The sequence below is a fragment of the Pseudomonas sp. P9_2 genome, from assembly GCF_034008255.1.
GTDB lineage: Bacteria > Pseudomonadota > Gammaproteobacteria > Pseudomonadales > Pseudomonadaceae > Aquipseudomonas > Aquipseudomonas synxantha_A.
Window position 1 is genome coordinate 5,591,559 of the sequence record NZ_CP125376.1, and the last position, 17,117, is coordinate 5,608,675.

At 57.9% G+C, this 17,117-nt stretch carries 19 protein-coding genes; 11 read left to right on the top strand and 8 right to left on the bottom strand.

Annotation, left to right across the window (positions count from 1 at the left end; translation table 11 throughout):
• Window positions 1-187: 187 nt before the first annotated feature.
• A complete protein-coding gene (locus QMK52_RS24415; protein WP_122734359.1) occupies window positions 188-1,210 on the top strand; it encodes an AraC family transcriptional regulator in 1,023 nt (340 codons plus the stop codon).
• Between the two features lie 27 nt (window positions 1,211-1,237).
• Here the strand turns inward: QMK52_RS24415 and QMK52_RS24420 are convergent, their stop codons facing one another.
• The 6 genes from QMK52_RS24420 to QMK52_RS24445 form a co-directional block, all read right to left on the bottom strand.
• Window positions 1,238-1,678 (bottom strand): RidA family protein, encoded by a 441-nt coding sequence (locus QMK52_RS24420; RefSeq protein ID WP_122734357.1) that lies wholly within the window; start codon window positions 1,676-1,678, stop codon window positions 1,238-1,240.
• Window positions 1,679-1,750: 72 nt separating this feature from the next.
• Window positions 1,751-2,452 (bottom strand): DJ-1/PfpI family protein, encoded by a 702-nt coding sequence (locus QMK52_RS24425; protein WP_065944113.1) that lies wholly within the window; start codon window positions 2,450-2,452, stop codon window positions 1,751-1,753.
• A gap of 92 nt (window positions 2,453-2,544) precedes the next feature.
• The gene (locus QMK52_RS24430) at window positions 2,545-2,763 is read right to left on the bottom strand and encodes a hypothetical protein (RefSeq protein WP_065944114.1); all 219 of its coding nucleotides are present in this window, start codon (window positions 2,761-2,763) and stop codon (window positions 2,545-2,547) included.
• Window positions 2,764-2,834: 71 nt separating this feature from the next.
• Window positions 2,835-3,647: an SDR family oxidoreductase gene (locus QMK52_RS24435; RefSeq protein ID WP_065944115.1), complete on the bottom strand. Its 813-nt coding sequence runs from the start codon at window positions 3,645-3,647 to the stop codon at window positions 2,835-2,837.
• On the bottom strand, window positions 3,644-4,174 hold the full coding sequence (locus tag QMK52_RS24440; protein ID WP_065944116.1) for an aromatic-ring-hydroxylating dioxygenase subunit beta: 531 nt from the start codon (window positions 4,172-4,174) through the stop codon (window positions 3,644-3,646). The genes QMK52_RS24435 and QMK52_RS24440 overlap by 4 nt, the downstream gene beginning before the upstream one ends.
• Window positions 4,164-5,513, bottom strand: coding sequence for an aromatic ring-hydroxylating dioxygenase subunit alpha (locus QMK52_RS24445; RefSeq protein WP_065944117.1), 1,350 nt, complete (start codon window positions 5,511-5,513; stop codon window positions 4,164-4,166). The genes QMK52_RS24440 and QMK52_RS24445 overlap by 11 nt, the downstream gene beginning before the upstream one ends.
• A gap of 351 nt (window positions 5,514-5,864) precedes the next feature.
• On the opposite strand from QMK52_RS24445, the gene QMK52_RS24450 reads away from it, so the two are divergent.
• The 10 genes from QMK52_RS24450 (at window position 5,865) to QMK52_RS24495 (ending at window position 15,127) form a co-directional block, all read left to right on the top strand.
• The gene (locus QMK52_RS24450; RefSeq protein WP_320403581.1) at window positions 5,865-6,788 is read left to right on the top strand and encodes a PDR/VanB family oxidoreductase; all 924 of its coding nucleotides are present in this window, start codon (window positions 5,865-5,867) and stop codon (window positions 6,786-6,788) included.
• A 66-nt stretch (window positions 6,789-6,854) separates the two neighbouring features.
• Window positions 6,855-7,256 carry a cupin domain-containing protein gene (locus QMK52_RS24455; RefSeq protein ID WP_122734350.1) on the top strand — a complete coding sequence of 134 codons (402 nt, stop codon included), beginning with the start codon at window positions 6,855-6,857 and terminating at the stop codon, window positions 7,254-7,256.
• Between the two features lie 62 nt (window positions 7,257-7,318).
• On the top strand, window positions 7,319-8,365 hold the full coding sequence (locus QMK52_RS24460) for an Ldh family oxidoreductase (protein WP_065944120.1): 1,047 nt from the start codon (window positions 7,319-7,321) through the stop codon (window positions 8,363-8,365).
• Window positions 8,366-8,395: 30 nt separating this feature from the next.
• A complete protein-coding gene (locus QMK52_RS24465) occupies window positions 8,396-8,791 on the top strand; it encodes a RidA family protein (protein WP_320403582.1) in 396 nt (131 codons plus the stop codon).
• 14 nt (window positions 8,792-8,805) lie between these two features.
• Window positions 8,806-9,702: a fumarylacetoacetate hydrolase family protein gene (locus QMK52_RS24470; RefSeq protein WP_320403583.1), complete on the top strand. Its 897-nt coding sequence runs from the start codon at window positions 8,806-8,808 to the stop codon at window positions 9,700-9,702.
• A gap of 11 nt (window positions 9,703-9,713) precedes the next feature.
• Window positions 9,714-10,631 (top strand): VOC family protein, encoded by a 918-nt coding sequence (locus tag QMK52_RS24475; RefSeq protein ID WP_164365964.1) that lies wholly within the window; start codon window positions 9,714-9,716, stop codon window positions 10,629-10,631.
• Window position 10,632: 1 nt separating this feature from the next.
• Window positions 10,633-11,508 (top strand): amidohydrolase family protein, encoded by an 876-nt coding sequence (locus tag QMK52_RS24480; protein ID WP_122734346.1) that lies wholly within the window; start codon window positions 10,633-10,635, stop codon window positions 11,506-11,508.
• 62 nt (window positions 11,509-11,570) lie between these two features.
• A complete protein-coding gene (locus QMK52_RS24485; RefSeq protein ID WP_122734344.1) occupies window positions 11,571-12,677 on the top strand; it encodes a carbon-nitrogen hydrolase family protein in 1,107 nt (368 codons plus the stop codon).
• Between the two features lie 66 nt (window positions 12,678-12,743).
• Window positions 12,744-14,363: an FAD-dependent monooxygenase gene (locus QMK52_RS24490; RefSeq protein ID WP_065944126.1), complete on the top strand. Its 1,620-nt coding sequence runs from the start codon at window positions 12,744-12,746 to the stop codon at window positions 14,361-14,363.
• Window positions 14,360-15,127, top strand: a complete 768-nt coding sequence (locus QMK52_RS24495; protein ID WP_320403584.1) for an SDR family oxidoreductase — start codon at window positions 14,360-14,362, stop codon at window positions 15,125-15,127. Before QMK52_RS24490 ends, QMK52_RS24495 begins: the two co-directional genes overlap by 4 nt.
• On the opposite strand, the gene QMK52_RS24500 is transcribed toward QMK52_RS24495, so the two are convergent.
• Both QMK52_RS24500 and QMK52_RS24505 read right to left on the bottom strand, forming a co-directional pair.
• Window positions 15,124-15,609, bottom strand: coding sequence for a nitroreductase family protein (locus tag QMK52_RS24500; protein WP_320403585.1), 486 nt, complete (start codon window positions 15,607-15,609; stop codon window positions 15,124-15,126). The two genes, QMK52_RS24495 and QMK52_RS24500, sit on opposite strands and share 4 nt — an antisense overlap.
• A 138-nt stretch (window positions 15,610-15,747) precedes the next feature.
• Window positions 15,748-16,992 (bottom strand): OprD family porin, encoded by a 1,245-nt coding sequence (locus QMK52_RS24505; protein WP_413817852.1) that lies wholly within the window; start codon window positions 16,990-16,992, stop codon window positions 15,748-15,750.
• Window positions 16,993-17,117: the final 125 nt, after the last annotated feature.

Consider the following 17,117-nt stretch of genomic DNA (forward strand, 5'->3'; position numbering starts at 1 on the left):
TGCGGCGGTAGCAATATTTTCGGGTTGGACATTGCGCTCAGAAAGTTCGTACTATCCGATGAGCCCAGAGACACACCTTGATCTGGCAATATTTTTCACGCTTTGAAACGTCGATAACACCAGATTTTTTCGATGTGACATTTATAAAAAAATCAAACATCTTCTCTTACTGCCGTGAGAGTCACCGATGAACAGCTCCTTCCAGACACTCGATTTATCCCGCATGTACAGCAACCTGGTCTTTGAGTCGCGCAGTGCGGCGGACTTTCAGGCGCACCTGCGCCAGGCACTCAACAATCACGTGATGAGCTGGGGGCCTGGCGAAGTGGACTCGGCGCTGTACAGCATCGATACCCGGCATCTGAGGCTGATGATTCTTCGCTATGGACCGGCCGTTGAGATCCGGCCCGATCCGTTCGATGGTTTCATTCTGGTACAGGTGCCCTTGCGGGGACGCTCCGTCATCAAAAGTGACGGAGAGATCACCTCTATAGGCCCTGGCCAGGTCGCCGTCCTTGCACCGCGACGTGAAATCAGTTTTCGCTGGAGCGAAAACTGCGAGCAGCTCATTCTGCGGGTGCCGTCGGCCTTTGCCAAAACGGCTGCCTCACGGCTTTATACACCGCTTACGGATCTGAACGAGGGAGAGGATCTGGCCCCCGTGGTACTTCTGGACAGTCACGTGGCTGCGCAATGGTGCAGCCTTGTTCAGTCGTTGGTCGACCAGATAAACCCTGGGCATAGCGAGGGTTTCGGCCACTGCCACCCCGCCTGGCTGGAGTATCTGGAAATCGGGTTGGCCCTGCTCCTTTTAACCCACATACACAAACAGCCTGACACGCCGGTCAGCCATGCGTTACAGCCCCCGTCAACGAAGCGCTCGGCACTCGACGCCGCACGCCAGTACAGCCTTGCGCATTTGTGGGCACCCATCTCACTGGAGGACCTGGCTCGCGCGGCCGGAATCAGTTCACGCTCACTGCACACCTTCTGCAAGCAGGAGTTCGGCGTAGGCCCCATGGCCTGGCTACGCGATATACGCCTGGAAGAAGCCCGCCGCAAAATCCTGGCCCACTCGCCCAACAGCATTACCGACATCGCGCTGGCGGTTGGTTTCGGGCATCTGGGCAGGTTTTCAGCGTACTACAAGGATAGGTTTGGCGAATTGCCAAGCGCCACGTCGGCATTGCACAAATGCACAATGCCTTAGGTTGGCTACGAAATAAGCCGGAACTTGTCAGGCGGGAACGACGGCGATAGCTTCGATCTCGAATAACATACCGTCGAGTGCCAGGCGCGGTACCGGGATCAAGGTACAGGTGGGTTTTGTCGCTGCGCCCCAGACCTGATTCAGCGCATTGCCGAAAATCCCCAAGCGCTCATGGCTGTGGTCAACGATCAGTACAGTCAGCTTGGCCACCTGGTTGACTTGCGCGCCTGCAGAAGCCAAGGCAATTTGCAGGTTTGCCAACGCTTGCTCCACTTGAATCGAGAAATCATCGGCCAACTCAAGGTTGACGTTCTCACCCCCCTGGCCGGAGATAAACACCAGCCGCGTGCCAGCAGCAATTTGCGCCACGTGGGAATAACCGTTGCCGCTCGGATCGTACAGCCCCAAAGGGTTCGTCAGTGTCAGCGCAGGCGCCTGGGTAAACAGGCCTTGCTCGTTGTCTTTCATGGTGTTCACTCCGTACTACTTAATAGGGGATCTGAGCCAAATAAAGCACTTGATGCTTGCTCGCACTCGTATTCAGATGGCGTGGAGCAGTCGCTCGTTTCTACGGCATACTTCATTCGTCGCGCCAGTAATCCCATCCGTGATTGGCGCGAGATGGGGCAGCAGTATGGAGAGTATTTCGTCGCCAGCCTGCTCCGGTGTACCCGTTGTAAAAGGTGGTGCTGGATCGTATTCAAGAAACAGCGTCATGGCCTTGGCAACATCTTCGCCAATCAACGTCGCCACGACCTTCAGGCCGAAATCGATACCCGAGGTAATCCCGCCGCCCGTGATCCGATTACCGTCAAAGACGATACGTTCCTTGACCACTATTGCACCCAGCCTGCCAAGCTCATTACGCGCTGACCAATGAGTCGTCGCCTTGACGCCCGTCAGAAGTCCGGCTGCGGCCAGGATCAGTGAACCTGTACACACCGATGTGATGTAGCGGCTGGAATGGCCTTTTTCCCGGATGAAAGACAGTATCTCGGCGTCCCGCATCATGCGACCGGTACCCGGCCCCCCCGGTACAAACACTATATCGAGATCGCTGGGGCAGTCGGCCAGTGTGCAATTGGGGTTGATCAACAGGTTTGTGTCGGTTTGTACGGGCTCCAGTGTCTTCCAGACGAGATAGATGTCGGCAAACTTGCTGAATACCGTTTCCGGTCCCAGCAAGTCCAGCAATGTCATATCTGGATAGCACAGCATTGCGATCTTTAACTTGGTATTCATAGGCCAGCTTTCCTTTAGGTTGGATGTCTTTCGCCATCGATCCAATAGGTAACATCGCCGGTCCTTTGGCACATGGATGATCCGCAAGGGACTTACTTGGTCGTCGATTTGCTTACTTTACGCAGGATCATGAACACGCCCATAAAGGCGCTGATCAAACCACTGATCAGTCCGGTAATGCCATGTCCTATTGAGTGCTCAAGGGAAGAGAGAGGCAGCGGTGAACTCTGGTTCACCAAAAAAGATATGACGGCTGAAATGATCCCGCCGATCAAACCTGCAATAAGCGATTCTTTCAGAATAACGTTCATAGACACGTTTCCTTTTACGGTTTTCAAGAAGGTATTCATAAACAGGTACAAGTGGCTCCGAACGTTCGGCGCTACTCCTGGCGTGACATGGAAAACCAGGCACGCGGCGAGTGCCCCTGGTCCGGCCCCAGGCAACTGAAACCACCGTCGACGGGTATGTCCGCCCCGGTGATCCAGGAGGCCGCGTCAGAACAGGCAAATGCGACCGCCGCCCCCACCTCCTCGCCCCTGCCGACCCGGCCGAGCGGGTGAAGCCGTGCGCCAACCTCATCTGCCCTATCAATGGAGCCTGCGCTGTGTTCAGCCAACGATGGCGACCACGTCCAGGCGGGAGAAATACTGAGACAACGTATGCCTTTTGGCGCGAGGGTGACGGCGATGTTTTTCGTGATCTGCAACAGGCCGGCTTTGGAGGCGGGGTAGACGGCGCGGCCCGATGTACCGAACTTCCCCCCCGTACTGCCCATATTGACAATGACGGAGCCCCGCCCCATGACGACCGCAGCCCGCTGGGCAAAAATCGCAGCGGAAACCAGGTTCACCCCTAACGTGCGGTGCCAATCCTGCCTCGATGAATCAAGCCCCTGATCGAGATAGATACCTGCACAGTTCACCAGTACATCCACCGCACCAAAACGCTCAAGCGTGCGTGCGATGCAGGTATCGATCTGCTCGTCAATCTGCACGTCGGTTGCAACGAACAGGCATGCTTTACCCAGCAGCCTAAGCACGTCGTCGTTCAGGCGAATGTCGGTCAACACGACCTTCGCGCCCTGCCCAAGCAACACTTTGGCGATATCCAGGCCCACCCCCTGCGCAGCGCCGGTGACAATCGCCACCTTGCCCGCCAGAGGGCCTTTTGCGCCGGCGCCACCAGCGCTCACGGGAACACCTCGATGTTGCTGAAGACGCTGTCGCAATTGACCAGGTCGACCCGTTTGAGTGCGATCTTGAAACCTTCGGGCGACTCAACCAGCTTGTGTACCACGCGCCCGGATAAATACCTCAAATCGAGCCGGTATTCGCTGACATGCAGGCGGGAACTCACGATCAGACGCTCTTGAGCATCACGTCCCAGCACACAGACATTACTCACCACGCGGCTGGTTCTTGTCGGCGGCTGTTGCGACCAGTTGCGCTCGTTCAGCAGACGCCGCACGCGCGTCTCACGCAGCATGGCGTTTTCCCAGAAAATTGAAATGTGCTCGTGAGGACTCGCCTGGTCGGGGGCTCGCGGCACCCAGTAGCGACCGTTTTCGGCCCAGAGGGCCAGCCAGCCATCGAACGCTCGTTCATCAAGCAACGACGCTTCGCGAAACAGAAACTGCTCCACCTGGAAGGTCAGTTGTGCGTCCGGCGACGTGGGGTGTATGGGTTCGATCGAGATATCGAGAAAGCCATCATTCAACACAATGCACCTCCAGTCGCTGTTGTTCTTTGTGTGGTGTCAACGGCTCACTTTCCATGTATTGCCGCCAGGCAGCGAACTGGTTGCGCATCGGCAGTTCACTGGTGCCATTGATCGAGACGGCGCCATCGGGCAAGACCACATCCGTCCCCGCATAACGATGCTGGCTGATCCAATCGCCACCCGCTGTCGTGTTACCGACCTGGCAGCGGCGATACACCTCGACATCGTCCGGCATAACGTTCGAAGACGGCGAGTTCACCACATTGGCGTACGTGAGTGCCCGGTCGAACACTTCCGGCGGTGCGCCCACACAACGGAAAACCTGGATCTCGACCAGAGTCCTGTCCACCGATACCGGGCGAATGACGCGAAACTGCTGGAACACATTGTGGGGGGAGCCACTGCCATAAATGATCGTGTTATGCCGGCTCATTCCCAGGATTTCACGCGCCCGCTCTTCACCATAGGCATCGCTCAGGCAAGCGAAATGCCGACGTGAAACTTCATCACGCGTCGCCGCAGCGGGATCGAAAATGCCTTCCATGTAGCCATGACCATAGTGATAGGCACGCAACTCGAGTTTTTCCCAGAAGCTGTACGGCTCGCCGTTACCGTCCTGAATCAACAGCTCGAACGGCATCTCACCGATTTCCTCAGCCTGCTCGCGCGCGGCGATCACCGAGGACTCGTGGGTAACCGGTCCATGCATCGTGTCATGCAGGTTTTCGTAGAACATCTTCCAGTTCGACAACTGCATCACTCGGAACACGCCGCCTGCCACCTCGACCTTGCCAACAGGCGAACGGTCGCAAAGGTTGTCGATCGAACTCGCCGCGCCGCCCAGGAACTCGACCAGGCCCGGGCCACCCACGCTCTGCTTGGCAAAGACGAATCCTCGATAGTTGTCGACCTGTGCCACCGGGACCATAGAAACCTCGGGGCTCGACGGGTCGAAGGAAGTGCCCTCCAAGCCCGCGCGCATGGGGGTGGTCAGCAGTGAGCCATCGAGCTTGAACGTCCAGGCGTGATAGGAACAACGGAAAAACTTGCCGACGCAACCCGCACCATCAGCAACCAGGTTCGCTCCACGATGTGGGCAGCGGTTATAGAGCACGCTGATCTTCTGGTCGTTGACCCGCACCATGATGACTTTCTGGTCGCCAAGCTGGGTGGTGTGGTAGTCGCCGGTCTTGGGCACCTGGCTTTCATGACCCACATAAATCCAGGCCTGGCCGTAGATCCTCTGCATTTCCAGGGCAAATATCTCGGGGTCGGTATAGACGCGTTTATGAACGCCGTCCGGACGCACAAGCTGCCTCAATTCATCCGTGCTAATCATGGAGTGAACCTCTTCTTATTGGCTGATCGAAACACCGCTTAAACACTGCGAGCTACGATTTTGCCGTCGCCCTTGACGATCAAATAGCCAGGAATCGCAAGGCACTATCCGTATTTCGCGCAGCACAAGGAGCAGGTTCCAGGCTGTGCCAGAAACGGATAGATACGTCCTGCCAGATTGCGGTTTGCGGATATTCGTCGCGCTGCTGGCTACCTAGACTTTGATCAACCTTGCCCTGCGCAAACAAGCGCGGCCACCAGAAACAAGGGTTCGATCATGCAAGCGATAAAAAACGAACAAACGTTGCGTGTGCGAATAGCCGAAGCAAGCACTCCGGCAAGCGGGGTCCGAATGCTCAGGCTTGAGTCTCATGATCCTGACCAGCCGTTGCCGGCCTTCACACCCGGCGCGCATATCGGCGTTTCGGTACAACTGCAAGACTGCCAGGACTGGCGTCAGTACTCGTTGATAGAACTGGAATACGGGAATGGTTCGACTGGCGCACCGCAGTGCTACCTCATCGCCGTCCGCCTCGACGAGCAGGGCCGTGGTGGCTCGCGCTTCATGCATCAGGCCCTGAACGTCGGCGACATCATCGAAATTACCGAGCCGCGCAACGACTTTCCCCTGCGCATGGCCGGCAAGCGCGTATTTCTGGTCGCTGGCGGAATCGGCGTGACCCCGCTGGCCACCATGGCGGCCGCCTGCAAGTTCCACGGGCGTGAAGTCAAGATGGTGTATGCCGGCCGTGATCGGGCGTGTATGGCCTTGATCGATCAATTGCACGCTTTGCTGGGCGACCGGCTGTTCGTGCATACCGATGCAGAGGTTGGGGCACCGATGGATATCCGCGCTTTGTTCGACCAGTTCGACAGTGACGACGACATCCATATATGCGGGCCTGCACCTTTGCTCGACGCCATGCTCGCCGAGGCCCAACGACGCGATTGGGCCCGCGACAAACTCAACTTTGAACTCTTCGCCCCCCCGGCCACGACACCCGGCGACAGTGCCTTCGATGTGGTCCTGGCCGGCAGCGACCGCAGGCTCCATATCCCGGCCGACAAAAGCATTCTCGACGTCCTGATCGAGCAAGGCTGTGACCCCTTGTTCGATTGCAAACGCGGGGAATGCGGCGTGTGTGCGACGACCGTTCTCCAGGGCGAAATCGACCATCGCGATTACGTGCTTACAGAGCGCGAACGGGTGGCCAACAACCTCATGTACCCCTGTGTTTCGCGCAGCCGGTCTGCCGTTCTGGTGCTCGATTTATAAGCGGGCACACGACCGTACAGACCCATTCACTGACTGTTTAAAACGCTTCATGCGGAGCCACTAAAAATGACCCAGCCAGAATTTCCCGTGACCAACCTCGCCGAGATACTCCTTCAGACCGCCACCCTCCCCTGGCGTGAAAAATCACTGAAAGGCGTGCATGAAAAGATGTTGTTTCGCGATGAGCAGACAGGCGCCTCCATCGCACTGATCAAGTTCGACAAAGGCACAGGCATTCCGCAGCCACATATGCACGCCTCCAACCAATCAATGTTTTGTCTGTCGGGCAAGTACGAATACACCTCAACCGGCGTCACGCTGGTAACGGGCTCTTTCTACTGCAACCCCAAGGGCAACGTGCATGGCCCCACCTACGCACATGAAGAAACCATCGTCGTTGAAATTTATGACGGCCCGCACTACCCGCAAAAACCCGATTGGTACACAGACGAACGAGATGCCCATTGACCGCAGGCGTGGCGTGTGAGCGCACGCATTTGATGCCCACACAAGAAGAACAAAGGACAAACATGACCGGAAAAACCGTACCCGCCGAACACCTGACCCGCCTGATCGGGGCCATCTTTGAGTCGCTGGGCCTCGCCGCAGACGATGCCACCTGCACGGCCCAATCGTTGGTCAGTGCGGACCTGGAAGGCATCCCTTCCCACGGGGTTTCCCTCGTGCCGATGTACGTCCAACGTATCAAAGCCGGCAGCATCAACGTCGACGGGCAACCCTCCATCGTGGAGGACCACGGCGCAATGGTAATCATGACGGCAGCCAACACCCTCGGCCAACTCTCTTCGGAGGTGGCCGTCAAGCTCGCCATCGAACGCGCGCAGCAACACGGGATATCAATTGTGACCGTGCGTGACGCGTTCCACTTCGGCACCGCCGCCTATTGGTCGAAAAAGTTCGCCCATGCGGGCATGGTCGGCTTCTCATTTTCCAACACTCGCCCTTTGATGCCCGCACCCGGTGGCGCCCAGGCGCTGGTAGGTAACAACCCCATGGCCATTGCCTTCCCGAGCGCCACGGGCGACCAGCTGGTGGTGGACATGGCGATGAGCGCCACCGCCATGGGAAAGATCCGCATCGCCCAGGCCCAAGGCAAAAGCATTCCCGAAGGCTGGGCCACTGACGCTGAAGGCCGGGCGACCACCAGCGCCAGCGATGCCATCAACGGCATGCTGTTACCGGCCGCAGGCCCCAAGGGTTTCGGTCTGGCGGTGGCCGTCGACCTGCTCTGCGGCGCACTCTCGGGTGGAGGAGTCGGTGCCGCTGTGCGCCCGTTGTACGGCGACACGAGCCAGCCCTACAACTGCTCCCACGCCTTCATCGCCATCGATGCCAGCCGCATCGCCGGCGGTAGCGGGATTGGCCTCCAGGTTGCGCAGTTCTCCCAGTCGATCCGCGATTCGCGTCGGGCATCGGGCACCGAAACGATCTATGCGCCCGGCGACCTGGAACGTGCCAACCGCCAACGGATAGCCGGCAATTGCGTCCTGCATGCCACCTTGATCGATGAACTCAATGCACTGGCCAAGGCGGCCAACAGTGACCTACGCCTCTAACACTTTTTTATGTCACCAGCGAGCACTCCCATGAAAACCCAGATCACCTCTGAAAAACTGGCCAAACCCAACGGTCACTTCTCCCAGGCCACGATGTGCCAGGCCCAGGGCAAGTTGCTGTTCATCTCCGGTATGACGGCGCGTGCCGCCGACGGCAGCATTACCGGGATCGGCAATATCGGCCTGCAAACCCGCCAGGTCTGCGAAAACCTCAAGGCCGCCTGTGAAGCCGCCGGCGGCTCTCTGGAAAACATCTGCCGCGTTGATGTTTATGTGCGCAACATCGAGCACTTTGACGTGATTCACCGTGTGCGCCGTGAGTTCTTTGTCTCCCCGGTACCTGCATCCACGATGGTAGAAGTGGCCAAGATGGTCAGCCCCGAGTACCTGATCGAGATCAGCGCCATCGCTGTTCTGCCTGAATAAAAAAGGATACGACCGTGAAGCTTGGAACCATTCAAATAGACGGCAGAGTGCGCGTAGCGTGCCTGTTGAATGAGCACGGCGGCACCCTGGTCCCTGCGTATTACGGTGACCTCGTTGATATCATCGCCGGGGGCCAGACCATCCTGGAAATGGTGCGCTCCTCGGCCCTGGTTGGCGAGGCCGAGCAGTTCAACCTGACCGACGTCAAGGTCCTGGCACCGATCCAGCGCTTCAGCCGCGATGTACTGTGCACCGGCTGGAACTACTGGGACCACTTTTACGAAAGTGAGGGCAAACGCGAAGGCCAGGATGTGCCCAAACCCGATGCACCGACCTTCTTCACCAAAGCCCCCACCGTCACTATTAGCCCCGATGACGACGTAGCCCTCGATGCCAGGCTCTCGCAAAAGTGGGACTACGAAGCCGAGATCGTTGTGGTGATTGGCAAGACCGGGCGCAGCATCCCCAAGGAACGGGCGCACGAACATATCTTTGGTTACTGCCTGGCCAATGACATCTCGCAACGCGATCTGCAACGCCGCCATGGCGGGCAGTGGTTCAGAGGCAAGAGTCTCGACGCCACCATGCCCCTGGGGCCCTGGATAACCCTACGCGATGACATCGCGATCAACGACGTCGGCATCGAGTTCGAGCTCAACGGCAAGCTCATGCAGAAAGCCAAGGTCAGCGACATGGCCTTTCCTATCGAGGAGCTGATTGCCGAGTTGTCCCTGGGGCTGACCCTATATGCCGGCGATATCCTCCTGACCGGCACCCCCAGCGGCATCGGCAATGCCCGCACCCCGCCGGTTTTCCTGAAAGCCGGCGACCGGATCGTCACCCGTGCCAACGGCCTGGGTGAGCTGCGCAACACCCTTCGCGCAACCGATCTTTCGACCTATACCGCGTGATGGAGCCCAGCATGCAAAAACTACGCGTTGAATATCTGGCGGGCTACGGCCTGGAGGTTCCTGATCTCGAGGTGGCCGATGCGTTCTACTCGGCTTTTGGGCTTGAGTCGCAGCGCCTGGGAGCAACCCGACAACTGCGCTCCAAACACACTGGCCCCGCCGATATCGTTCTTCTCAAAGGCGCACAAAAGAAGCTCCACCACCTCTCGTTCGCCATTCGCGATATCGACACGGTGCGCTTCGCCGAGCACCTGGAGGCCTCGGGAATACCTGTAACGACACCACCGTTCGGTGCGATTCGCGAAGGGTTGTGGTTCCAGGATCACTGGGGCACCTGGATCAACCTGGTTCCGGTGGAAACCAAGCCACCCGTGCTCGAACTGCCGCCGCTGACCTTTGAGCCACGCGTCGATCGACACTACTGGCAGGAGCTAGAGCGCGAAACCAAGCCAAACCGCCTGGGGCATATGCTCATGTTCACCCATGACTATGATCGGGTCGAAGGGTTTTTCCTGGATGTTCTGGGCATGCGCATCGCGGATCGGGTGCCGGGCAAAGTGACCTTCCTTTCAGCCGGCACCGGCATCCGCGATCACCACTGCTTCGGGTTGATTCCAAGCACCCATCGTGGCTTTCAGCACAGCAGCTTCCAGGTGGACTCCGTGGACGCCATCGGCTTTGGCGCCTTGCAAATGCAAAAGGCCGGGTACAAGGAGGGCTTTGGCCTTGGCCGTCATGCCCTGGCCTCCAACCTGTTCTATTACATCCGCGACCCATGGGGCAGTTGGGTGGAGTACTACAGCGACATGGACAAGATCAGCGAGTCCTGGGAAACACGGGACTGGAACGGCCTTCCGTATATCTGGCCCGAGTGGGCGCCCGAGTTCTGGAGCAAAGAAATGAACGCCAACCTGGAAGCCGGAGACTAGGATGATCGAACTCGACGTTCACACACACCTTGCCCCCATCAATGCACAGGCGCTCGAGGCGATCCCGGGCGTAACCTGGGACCCGGACAGCGAAGCCTTGACCCTCGATGGTCACCGCATCGGGATACGCGACCTGTTTCATGCCGAGCGGTTGATCGCGCGCATGGACAATCATCAGATAAGCCGGGCGCTCGTATCGATTCCACCGCCCCTGTATCGCCAGCACCTGCCCGCTGACCAAGCACTCGTCTGGACCCGCTATCTGAATGACGAATTGCTGAAGATTACCGAACGCAGCGAAGGCCGGTTGGGAGCGCTTTACTACCTGCCCCTTGAACACCCGGACCTACTGAATACGTTGTGCGAGGGCTATGAAACAGGCGGTTTCGAGGGTATTGCCCTGGCAGCCGGCGGCCATGCCGAGATCGTTTACTCGCGCAAAGAGTATGACGTGCTGTGGCAATGGCTCGATGACTGCAAAGCGTTCGTCTTTCTGCATCCAGGCTGTTGCCAGGACCCACGTCTCACAGCGTTTTACCTTGAGAACCTGATCGGCAACCCAATGGAAACCGGCGTCGCCGCCGCGCACCTGATGATGGCGGGCGTACCCGCACGCTATCCGGACATACGCTTCTGCCTGGCCCATGCGGGGGGCACCCTCCCCTCCCTGGTCGGACGCATGGAGCGAGGCTTCGATACTCAACGCCCTGGAGTTGATACAGCAATCGAACGGCCACTGCAGAGTGCCAAGCGCTTTTATGTCGACAATATTGCCCACCATCCCGGCCTGCTGACGCTTGCAGGCCAGGTCTTTGGGCAGCAACACGTGGTGTATGGCTCGGACTGGCCGTTCCCGATGGGGTTGGCCGACACCTGAGCGGTGCAGCGCAAGTATGTTTCGTATCCCGACTCTAAAACCGTGAAAGTGAGTAATGTCTGATGAAACCTACAAAAAAAGTACTGAATGGTCATGCTCAAGTAAAAGTCGCCATCGTTCAGACCGCTCCGGTCTTCCTCGATCGTGATCGCACCATCGACAAGGCGTGCCTGAAGATTGCCGAGGCCGCAAGCCAGGGCGCCCAGATCATCGTGTTCAGCGAAGCCTGGATTGCCGGTTACCCTTACTGGGGCGAAGGCTGGGAGTCACGTCTGGAGGACTGGGCGGATGTACGGGCCAAGTTCTTCGATAACGCCTTGATCATCAATGATGAGGAATGCGCCCAACTGTGCGCCGCCGCCGCCCGCGCGAATGCGGTCGTGGTGATCGGCTGCAATGAAATGGACGCTCATCCGGCGATACACACCACCTACAACAGCCTGCTGTACATCGATAACCACGGCCAGATACTCGGACGGCACCGCAAGATCATGCCGACCTTCGCCGAGCGCACCATCTGGGGCCGCGGCGATGGCAGTGACCTGCTTTGCCTCGAGACTGACTACGGCCGCATCAGTGGCCTGATCTGCGGCGAAAACCTGATGACACTGGCCCGTGCCCACCTCATCTCCCAAGGCGAAGACTTCCACGTGTCGGTCTTTCCGGGAGCGTTCACGTTGCACACCGGGCCCAAGCTCGAAGAGTTCGATGCCGAGGCCCGCAGTTTCTGGGGTTACGCCAGTTGCAGCAACCATGCCTCCGAATCAGGTGCTTTTGTGCTGGGCTCTTGCGGCTACATCACACAAAACGACTTTCCCGACGACTTCGCGCTGCGCGACAGCCTGAACATCGATTATGCCCAGGGTGGCAGCGCAATCTATGCGCCAGTGGGCGTTCCCGTGACACCGCCCACGCCTGGCGACACTATTGTCTACGCCGTTTGCGAGGCGCGTTTCATCAAGGTGGCCAAGGCTGTGATCGATACCGTCGGCCACTATTCGCGGTCGGACATCTTCACCTTGAATGTGCATCCACGCCTCAGCCCCGGTTCGAATCTGTGGTCAAAGCGGGCGCTCGAGTCCATTTCACCCGGCGAGCTGAACCGCATTGCCGACCGACATGAGGTGAGTGTCGCCGCTATCGAAGAGGCAGTCGTTGCTGATTCTTGAGGGCACTTTTCAAGCGCTGCACCCCTTCAGGCACGCTCTAAAGCCCTCGCGTAAAAGGACTATAAAATGCAAACAGCGCTCCCCCACCCACTGCCCGTCGCCATCATCGGGGCGGGCCCGATTGGCCTGACCACAGCACTCGGCCTGGCGTACTACGGTATTCCCTGCGTCATCTACGAAGATGACGCGACCTTATCGTCGGACACCAAGGCAGGCACCCTGCTGACCCGCACACTCGAGGTTTTCCGACGCTACGGTGTTGCCGACGATGTATTGCGCCAAGCCCTGCGAGTCGATGAAATCGGTGAGATCGACAAGCGCACCCAAAAATCGACATTCCCTGTACTCCTCGATGCGCTGTCCCTGGAAACCCGTTACCCGTTCGTGATCAATTTGCCGCAACAGGATCTGGAACCGATTCTGGGCGCGGCGCTCGGTCGCACCGGTCTGATCCAGATCAAAATGCAGCATAAACTGCTCGACTTTGAGCAGGACCAGGACAGTGTTCGCCTGCGCATACAGACGCCAGATGGCATCATTGAGGAGCAGGCCGCATTCGTCCTGGCCTGCGATGGTGGCCGCAGCACAGTCCGTGAGCGGCTGGGCATCGCCGTGGAAGGCACCTCGCTGCCGGTCAAATATGCCCTGATCGACCTGGTGGTCGACCTCGACCTGGAAAATCCGCGCAACTATCCTTACCTGGCTTATTTCGCCGACCCCGAGGAATGGATGATCCTGGTCCGCCACCCGCACTGCTGGCGGTTCCTCTACCCGCTGGCCGAAGGCGTGGAAGAACCGAGCGAGGACGAGCTGCGTGATAAATCGCTGTCGTTTATCGGCCAGGTGAGCAACGTCAAGGTGCTTAACCGGGTGACGTATCGCGTACATCATCGTGTCGCGACGCGCTGGCGAAACGGGCGAGTGTTTCTGATGGGTGACGCCGCTCACCTCATTACTCCCATGTGGGCCTTGGGGCTCAATACGGGCGCACTGGATGCCTCCAACCTGCCTTGGCGGCTGGCGTGGTTCTTGAAGGGCTGGGCGAGCGAACAGATCCTCGACGGCTATGAGCGGGAACAACGCCCCCTCGCTATCCATGGCTCGGGCGAAATGGCGGAAGCAGCACGCTATTCAATGTCCATGCGCGGCGACGCGCGGGTAGCCATGTCGGACAATAACTGGAGCAATGCCTACACCCGCACGATGCTCGGCGTAAAACTGGACGTGGCCGGGACCAATGAATGGTCGATGGTGACCCGCTCCACCCGCCCTGCCGTAGGCCCCGGCGACCGCCTGCCGGACTATCTGGTGCATACCCCCGACGGTAAGCAAGTGCGGGTTCATGACCTGTGTTCCGGCCGGTTCACTGCGTTGTACTTCAGCGACGTGCGGCGCCGTCCTGTCGTTCCGGAAAACGGCTCGGCGGTGCTGCAGCACTTTGCCGTGTCCCGCTATGACGCGCCCCACGACTCCGGGCTGCGCAACCGCAGCCTGCTCGACCCGGGAAACGCCTTTCTCGAAAGGCTCGGCATTTCATCCGACACCCTGGTGCTGGTGCGTCCCGACGAGCATATCGCTGCCATCGTTGCGCTCGATAATGCGCAAGGCCTGCACCTTGCCGCGTCGCTCTATACGTCGATCACGGGTATGTCACCTGACATCGCCACAGAAGGACAACAGGTATGAAGGTCAACTACGACTTCAGAGGCCATACCATCATCGTCGCGGGCGCCGCCTCCGGGATCGGGCGTGCCACCGCTTTGGCCTGCCGTGATGCGGGGGCCACGGTGGAGGCCGTGGACATTGACGAAAAGGGCCTGCAACCGTTACGTGCCGATGGATTGTCGGTGCACGTACTGGATATCGCAAATGCCCAGGCTGTACAAACGACAGTGGAGGCTATCGTTGCACGCACCGGGCGTCTGGACGGGGTGGTGCTGACCAGCGCGATCCAGACCCGGACCACCATCGAGGCGCTGTCGGATGCCGAGTGGCAACGCCATCTGGACGTGAATCTTTCCGGCATCTTCTATTTCCTGCGTGCGGTGTTTCCGGTGATGAAACAACAGCAGTCCGGCTCCATCATCGCCTTTACCTCAGGCCTTGCCAGCAACGGCTGGCCGGGAGCGAGCGCCTATGCTACGACGAAGGCCGGCATCATTGGCCTGGTCAAAAGCGCCGCACACGAGCTGCGCGAGCATGGTGTGCGCATCAATGCAGTGTCACCGGGCCTGGTTGCCACACCGGTATTCCTGAACTCTGCCAGTGAGGAAGAACTGGCCATGTATGAACGCTCGCTTGGCATTTCCTCGCCACAAGAAGTGGTGCCTACCCTGATGCATCTGCTCTCGGAGGCGGCGTTGACGATATCGGGCAATGTGATCGAGCGGCGTCTGATCCCTCGATCACAGTTTCAACCTCAACCCCATCAGAAAAATACGACTGCTTAGGAATGAAAGGTAACGCTTTCGGCTATGGGCACACGGTCGACCTGCGTTCGGTTGCCTGGAACATTCGCATCCGGGTAACCAAACGACATTCCAAAGAGCATTTTCATTTCTTCGGAAATACCCAGGACCTCTCTGATCGTCTGCGCGAAGAAACCAAGCGAGGTTTGTGGAATCCCCCCTAACCCTCGGGCGGCAAGCGAGAGGAGGAAGGTCTGCGCGTACATACCCACATCACCTGCTGTTCGCACACTGTCGCCAAAAACCGGCATGAATAGAAAAACAGCCTGGGGCGCGTTGAAAAAGGAGAAATTCAAGGCTGTTGCCTGACGGCGTCCCTCCTCGTCTTCGCGCATGATGTTCATCGCCTCATAATAGGCTTTACCCTGTGCGTTCTTGCGATCGCCATAGGTGCCGTAGAAGGCGTCCATATCAAACGAAAAGTCCGGGGTGAATTCGCCAGCCGTGTTTTTCGCGTGAAGCACCTGAGAAAGCTCTACTAATTTCTGGCCGCTGACAGGGAGGGGATAGCGCGCTCGGCATGGACCATCTGAGTATTCACCTGGGTATAAAGTGAAATACCAGAACTCGGCACAACACTAAACGGCGAGAACGTCATCGTTCTACCATAAAGCCAAGTTGTAACTAAGTATCAAGCGGTTCTCATCTATGTCACTGAGAAAGTTGCTGCGCGTACTGGCGTTGCGAATCTTGAGCCCGAAGTCCTTGAGCGGACCACTCTGAATGACATAACTCAGGTCGGTATTTCGCTCCCAGGTCTTACCTTCACTCAAGCCCGGGCCACGATCGACGTTGTCACCTGACACGTAACGGGTCATCAGGCTTAGGCCGGGTACACCCAGCACAAAAAAATCATAGTCATAACGCACTTGCCACGAGCGCTCATTCTGATTACCGAAATCATTGATTTGCAGTAAATTAATCAGCGCATTATCTGCACCGTTTATGTAGGCAAATCCGGTGCTGCCACTCAGATGCTGATAACCAACGCCGAGGTTATGCCCCCCCGACTTATAAGTGAATAACGCACCCATGGCATCGTTATCCACATTGCTACCGCCGTCGTCGCTGGAGCGGACGAACCGCAGATCGGATTTGAGGCTCCGTCCCTCCCCCAGCGGCAAGTGGTAAACCATGTTTAACAGGTGTTGTTTATAGATGCCGTCCAGGCCGCCATAGTAGTAACTGGTGACCCATTCCGGACGCCATTGGTAGCGGCCACCACCGAACAGAAGCTCGTTGCTGCTTTTGGCCTGGCCTAGCGTAATGTTACGCTTGCCTCCATTGAATACCGTCAGTTCCTCATTGTTTGAGGAGTTGCGCTGATTGACTCGATCTATGCGACCAAGATCAAGGCTCAGATTATCGATCTCGTTGCTATTGAGCCATGCACCACGAAAAGTTTGCGGTAACAAGCGACCGTCGTTACGCATCAAGGGTGGCAGAACTGGTTGAAGGGTGCCGATCTTGAAAGTGCTTTTTGACGCGCGAAGTTTTGCTGTCAGGCCAGATTCACCGTACTCATCTTTAGCGCGTGTTGACGCCTCGCTAGCATTCTTAAGCAGACCAGTACCGGCTCGATCAGGACTGGAGTCCAGTTTCACACCCAGAAGGCCCACGGCATCAATACCGACCCCCAGCGGCCCCGCAGTGTAACCGGACTCGAAGCGCAGAATGAATCCGTGGGCCCACTCCTCTGCTTTATTCTGCCCGGCGCCGTCGTGCCGGAAGTCTCGGTTCATGTAAAAATTGCGCATATCAAGACTGGCCTTGCTGTCGTCCAAAAATGCAGCAGTCGCAGATTCAGCAATGCCTAACGCAGAGCCCCAATAGAGGATATAAACCATGAATTTAAAGTTGCAAAGCATGGATAGTTAGTCCTGTGAGTATTTTTATTAGTGTTGTTGTTCTTGTTTTTCTGATTACTCATAAGCATCACCTAGCTTGAAAACTCGTCACGACACTTTCCTAC

Excerpts from the sequence above, each read along its gene's own strand:
- QMK52_RS24415 (WP_122734359.1), top strand. The coding sequence starts at position 188 with ATGAACAGCTCCTTCCAGACACTCGATTTATCCCGCATGTACAGCAAC.
- QMK52_RS24420 (WP_122734357.1), bottom strand. The coding sequence starts at position 1,678 with ATGAAAGACAACGAGCAAGGCCTGTTTACCCAGGCGCCTGCGCTGACA.
- QMK52_RS24425 (WP_065944113.1), bottom strand. The coding sequence starts at position 2,452 with ATGAATACCAAGTTAAAGATCGCAATGCTGTGCTATCCAGATATGACA.
- QMK52_RS24430 (WP_065944114.1), bottom strand. The coding sequence starts at position 2,763 with ATGAACGTTATTCTGAAAGAATCGCTTATTGCAGGTTTGATCGGCGGG.
- QMK52_RS24445 (WP_065944117.1), bottom strand. The coding sequence starts at position 5,513 with ATGATTAGCACGGATGAATTGAGGCAGCTTGTGCGTCCGGACGGCGTT.
- QMK52_RS24450 (WP_320403581.1), top strand. The coding sequence starts at position 5,865 with ATGCTCAGGCTTGAGTCTCATGATCCTGACCAGCCGTTGCCGGCCTTC.
- QMK52_RS24455 (WP_122734350.1), top strand. The coding sequence starts at position 6,855 with ATGACCCAGCCAGAATTTCCCGTGACCAACCTCGCCGAGATACTCCTT.
- QMK52_RS24460 (WP_065944120.1), top strand. The coding sequence starts at position 7,319 with ATGACCGGAAAAACCGTACCCGCCGAACACCTGACCCGCCTGATCGGG.
- QMK52_RS24465 (WP_320403582.1), top strand. The coding sequence starts at position 8,396 with ATGAAAACCCAGATCACCTCTGAAAAACTGGCCAAACCCAACGGTCAC.
- QMK52_RS24475 (WP_164365964.1), top strand. The coding sequence starts at position 9,714 with ATGCAAAAACTACGCGTTGAATATCTGGCGGGCTACGGCCTGGAGGTT.
- QMK52_RS24480 (WP_122734346.1), top strand. The coding sequence starts at position 10,633 with ATGATCGAACTCGACGTTCACACACACCTTGCCCCCATCAATGCACAG.
- QMK52_RS24485 (WP_122734344.1), top strand. The coding sequence starts at position 11,571 with ATGAAACCTACAAAAAAAGTACTGAATGGTCATGCTCAAGTAAAAGTC.
- QMK52_RS24490 (WP_065944126.1), top strand. The coding sequence starts at position 12,744 with ATGCAAACAGCGCTCCCCCACCCACTGCCCGTCGCCATCATCGGGGCG.
- QMK52_RS24495 (WP_320403584.1), top strand. The coding sequence starts at position 14,360 with ATGAAGGTCAACTACGACTTCAGAGGCCATACCATCATCGTCGCGGGC.
- QMK52_RS24505 (WP_413817852.1), bottom strand. The coding sequence starts at position 16,992 with ATGGTTTATATCCTCTATTGGGGCTCTGCGTTAGGCATTGCTGAATCT.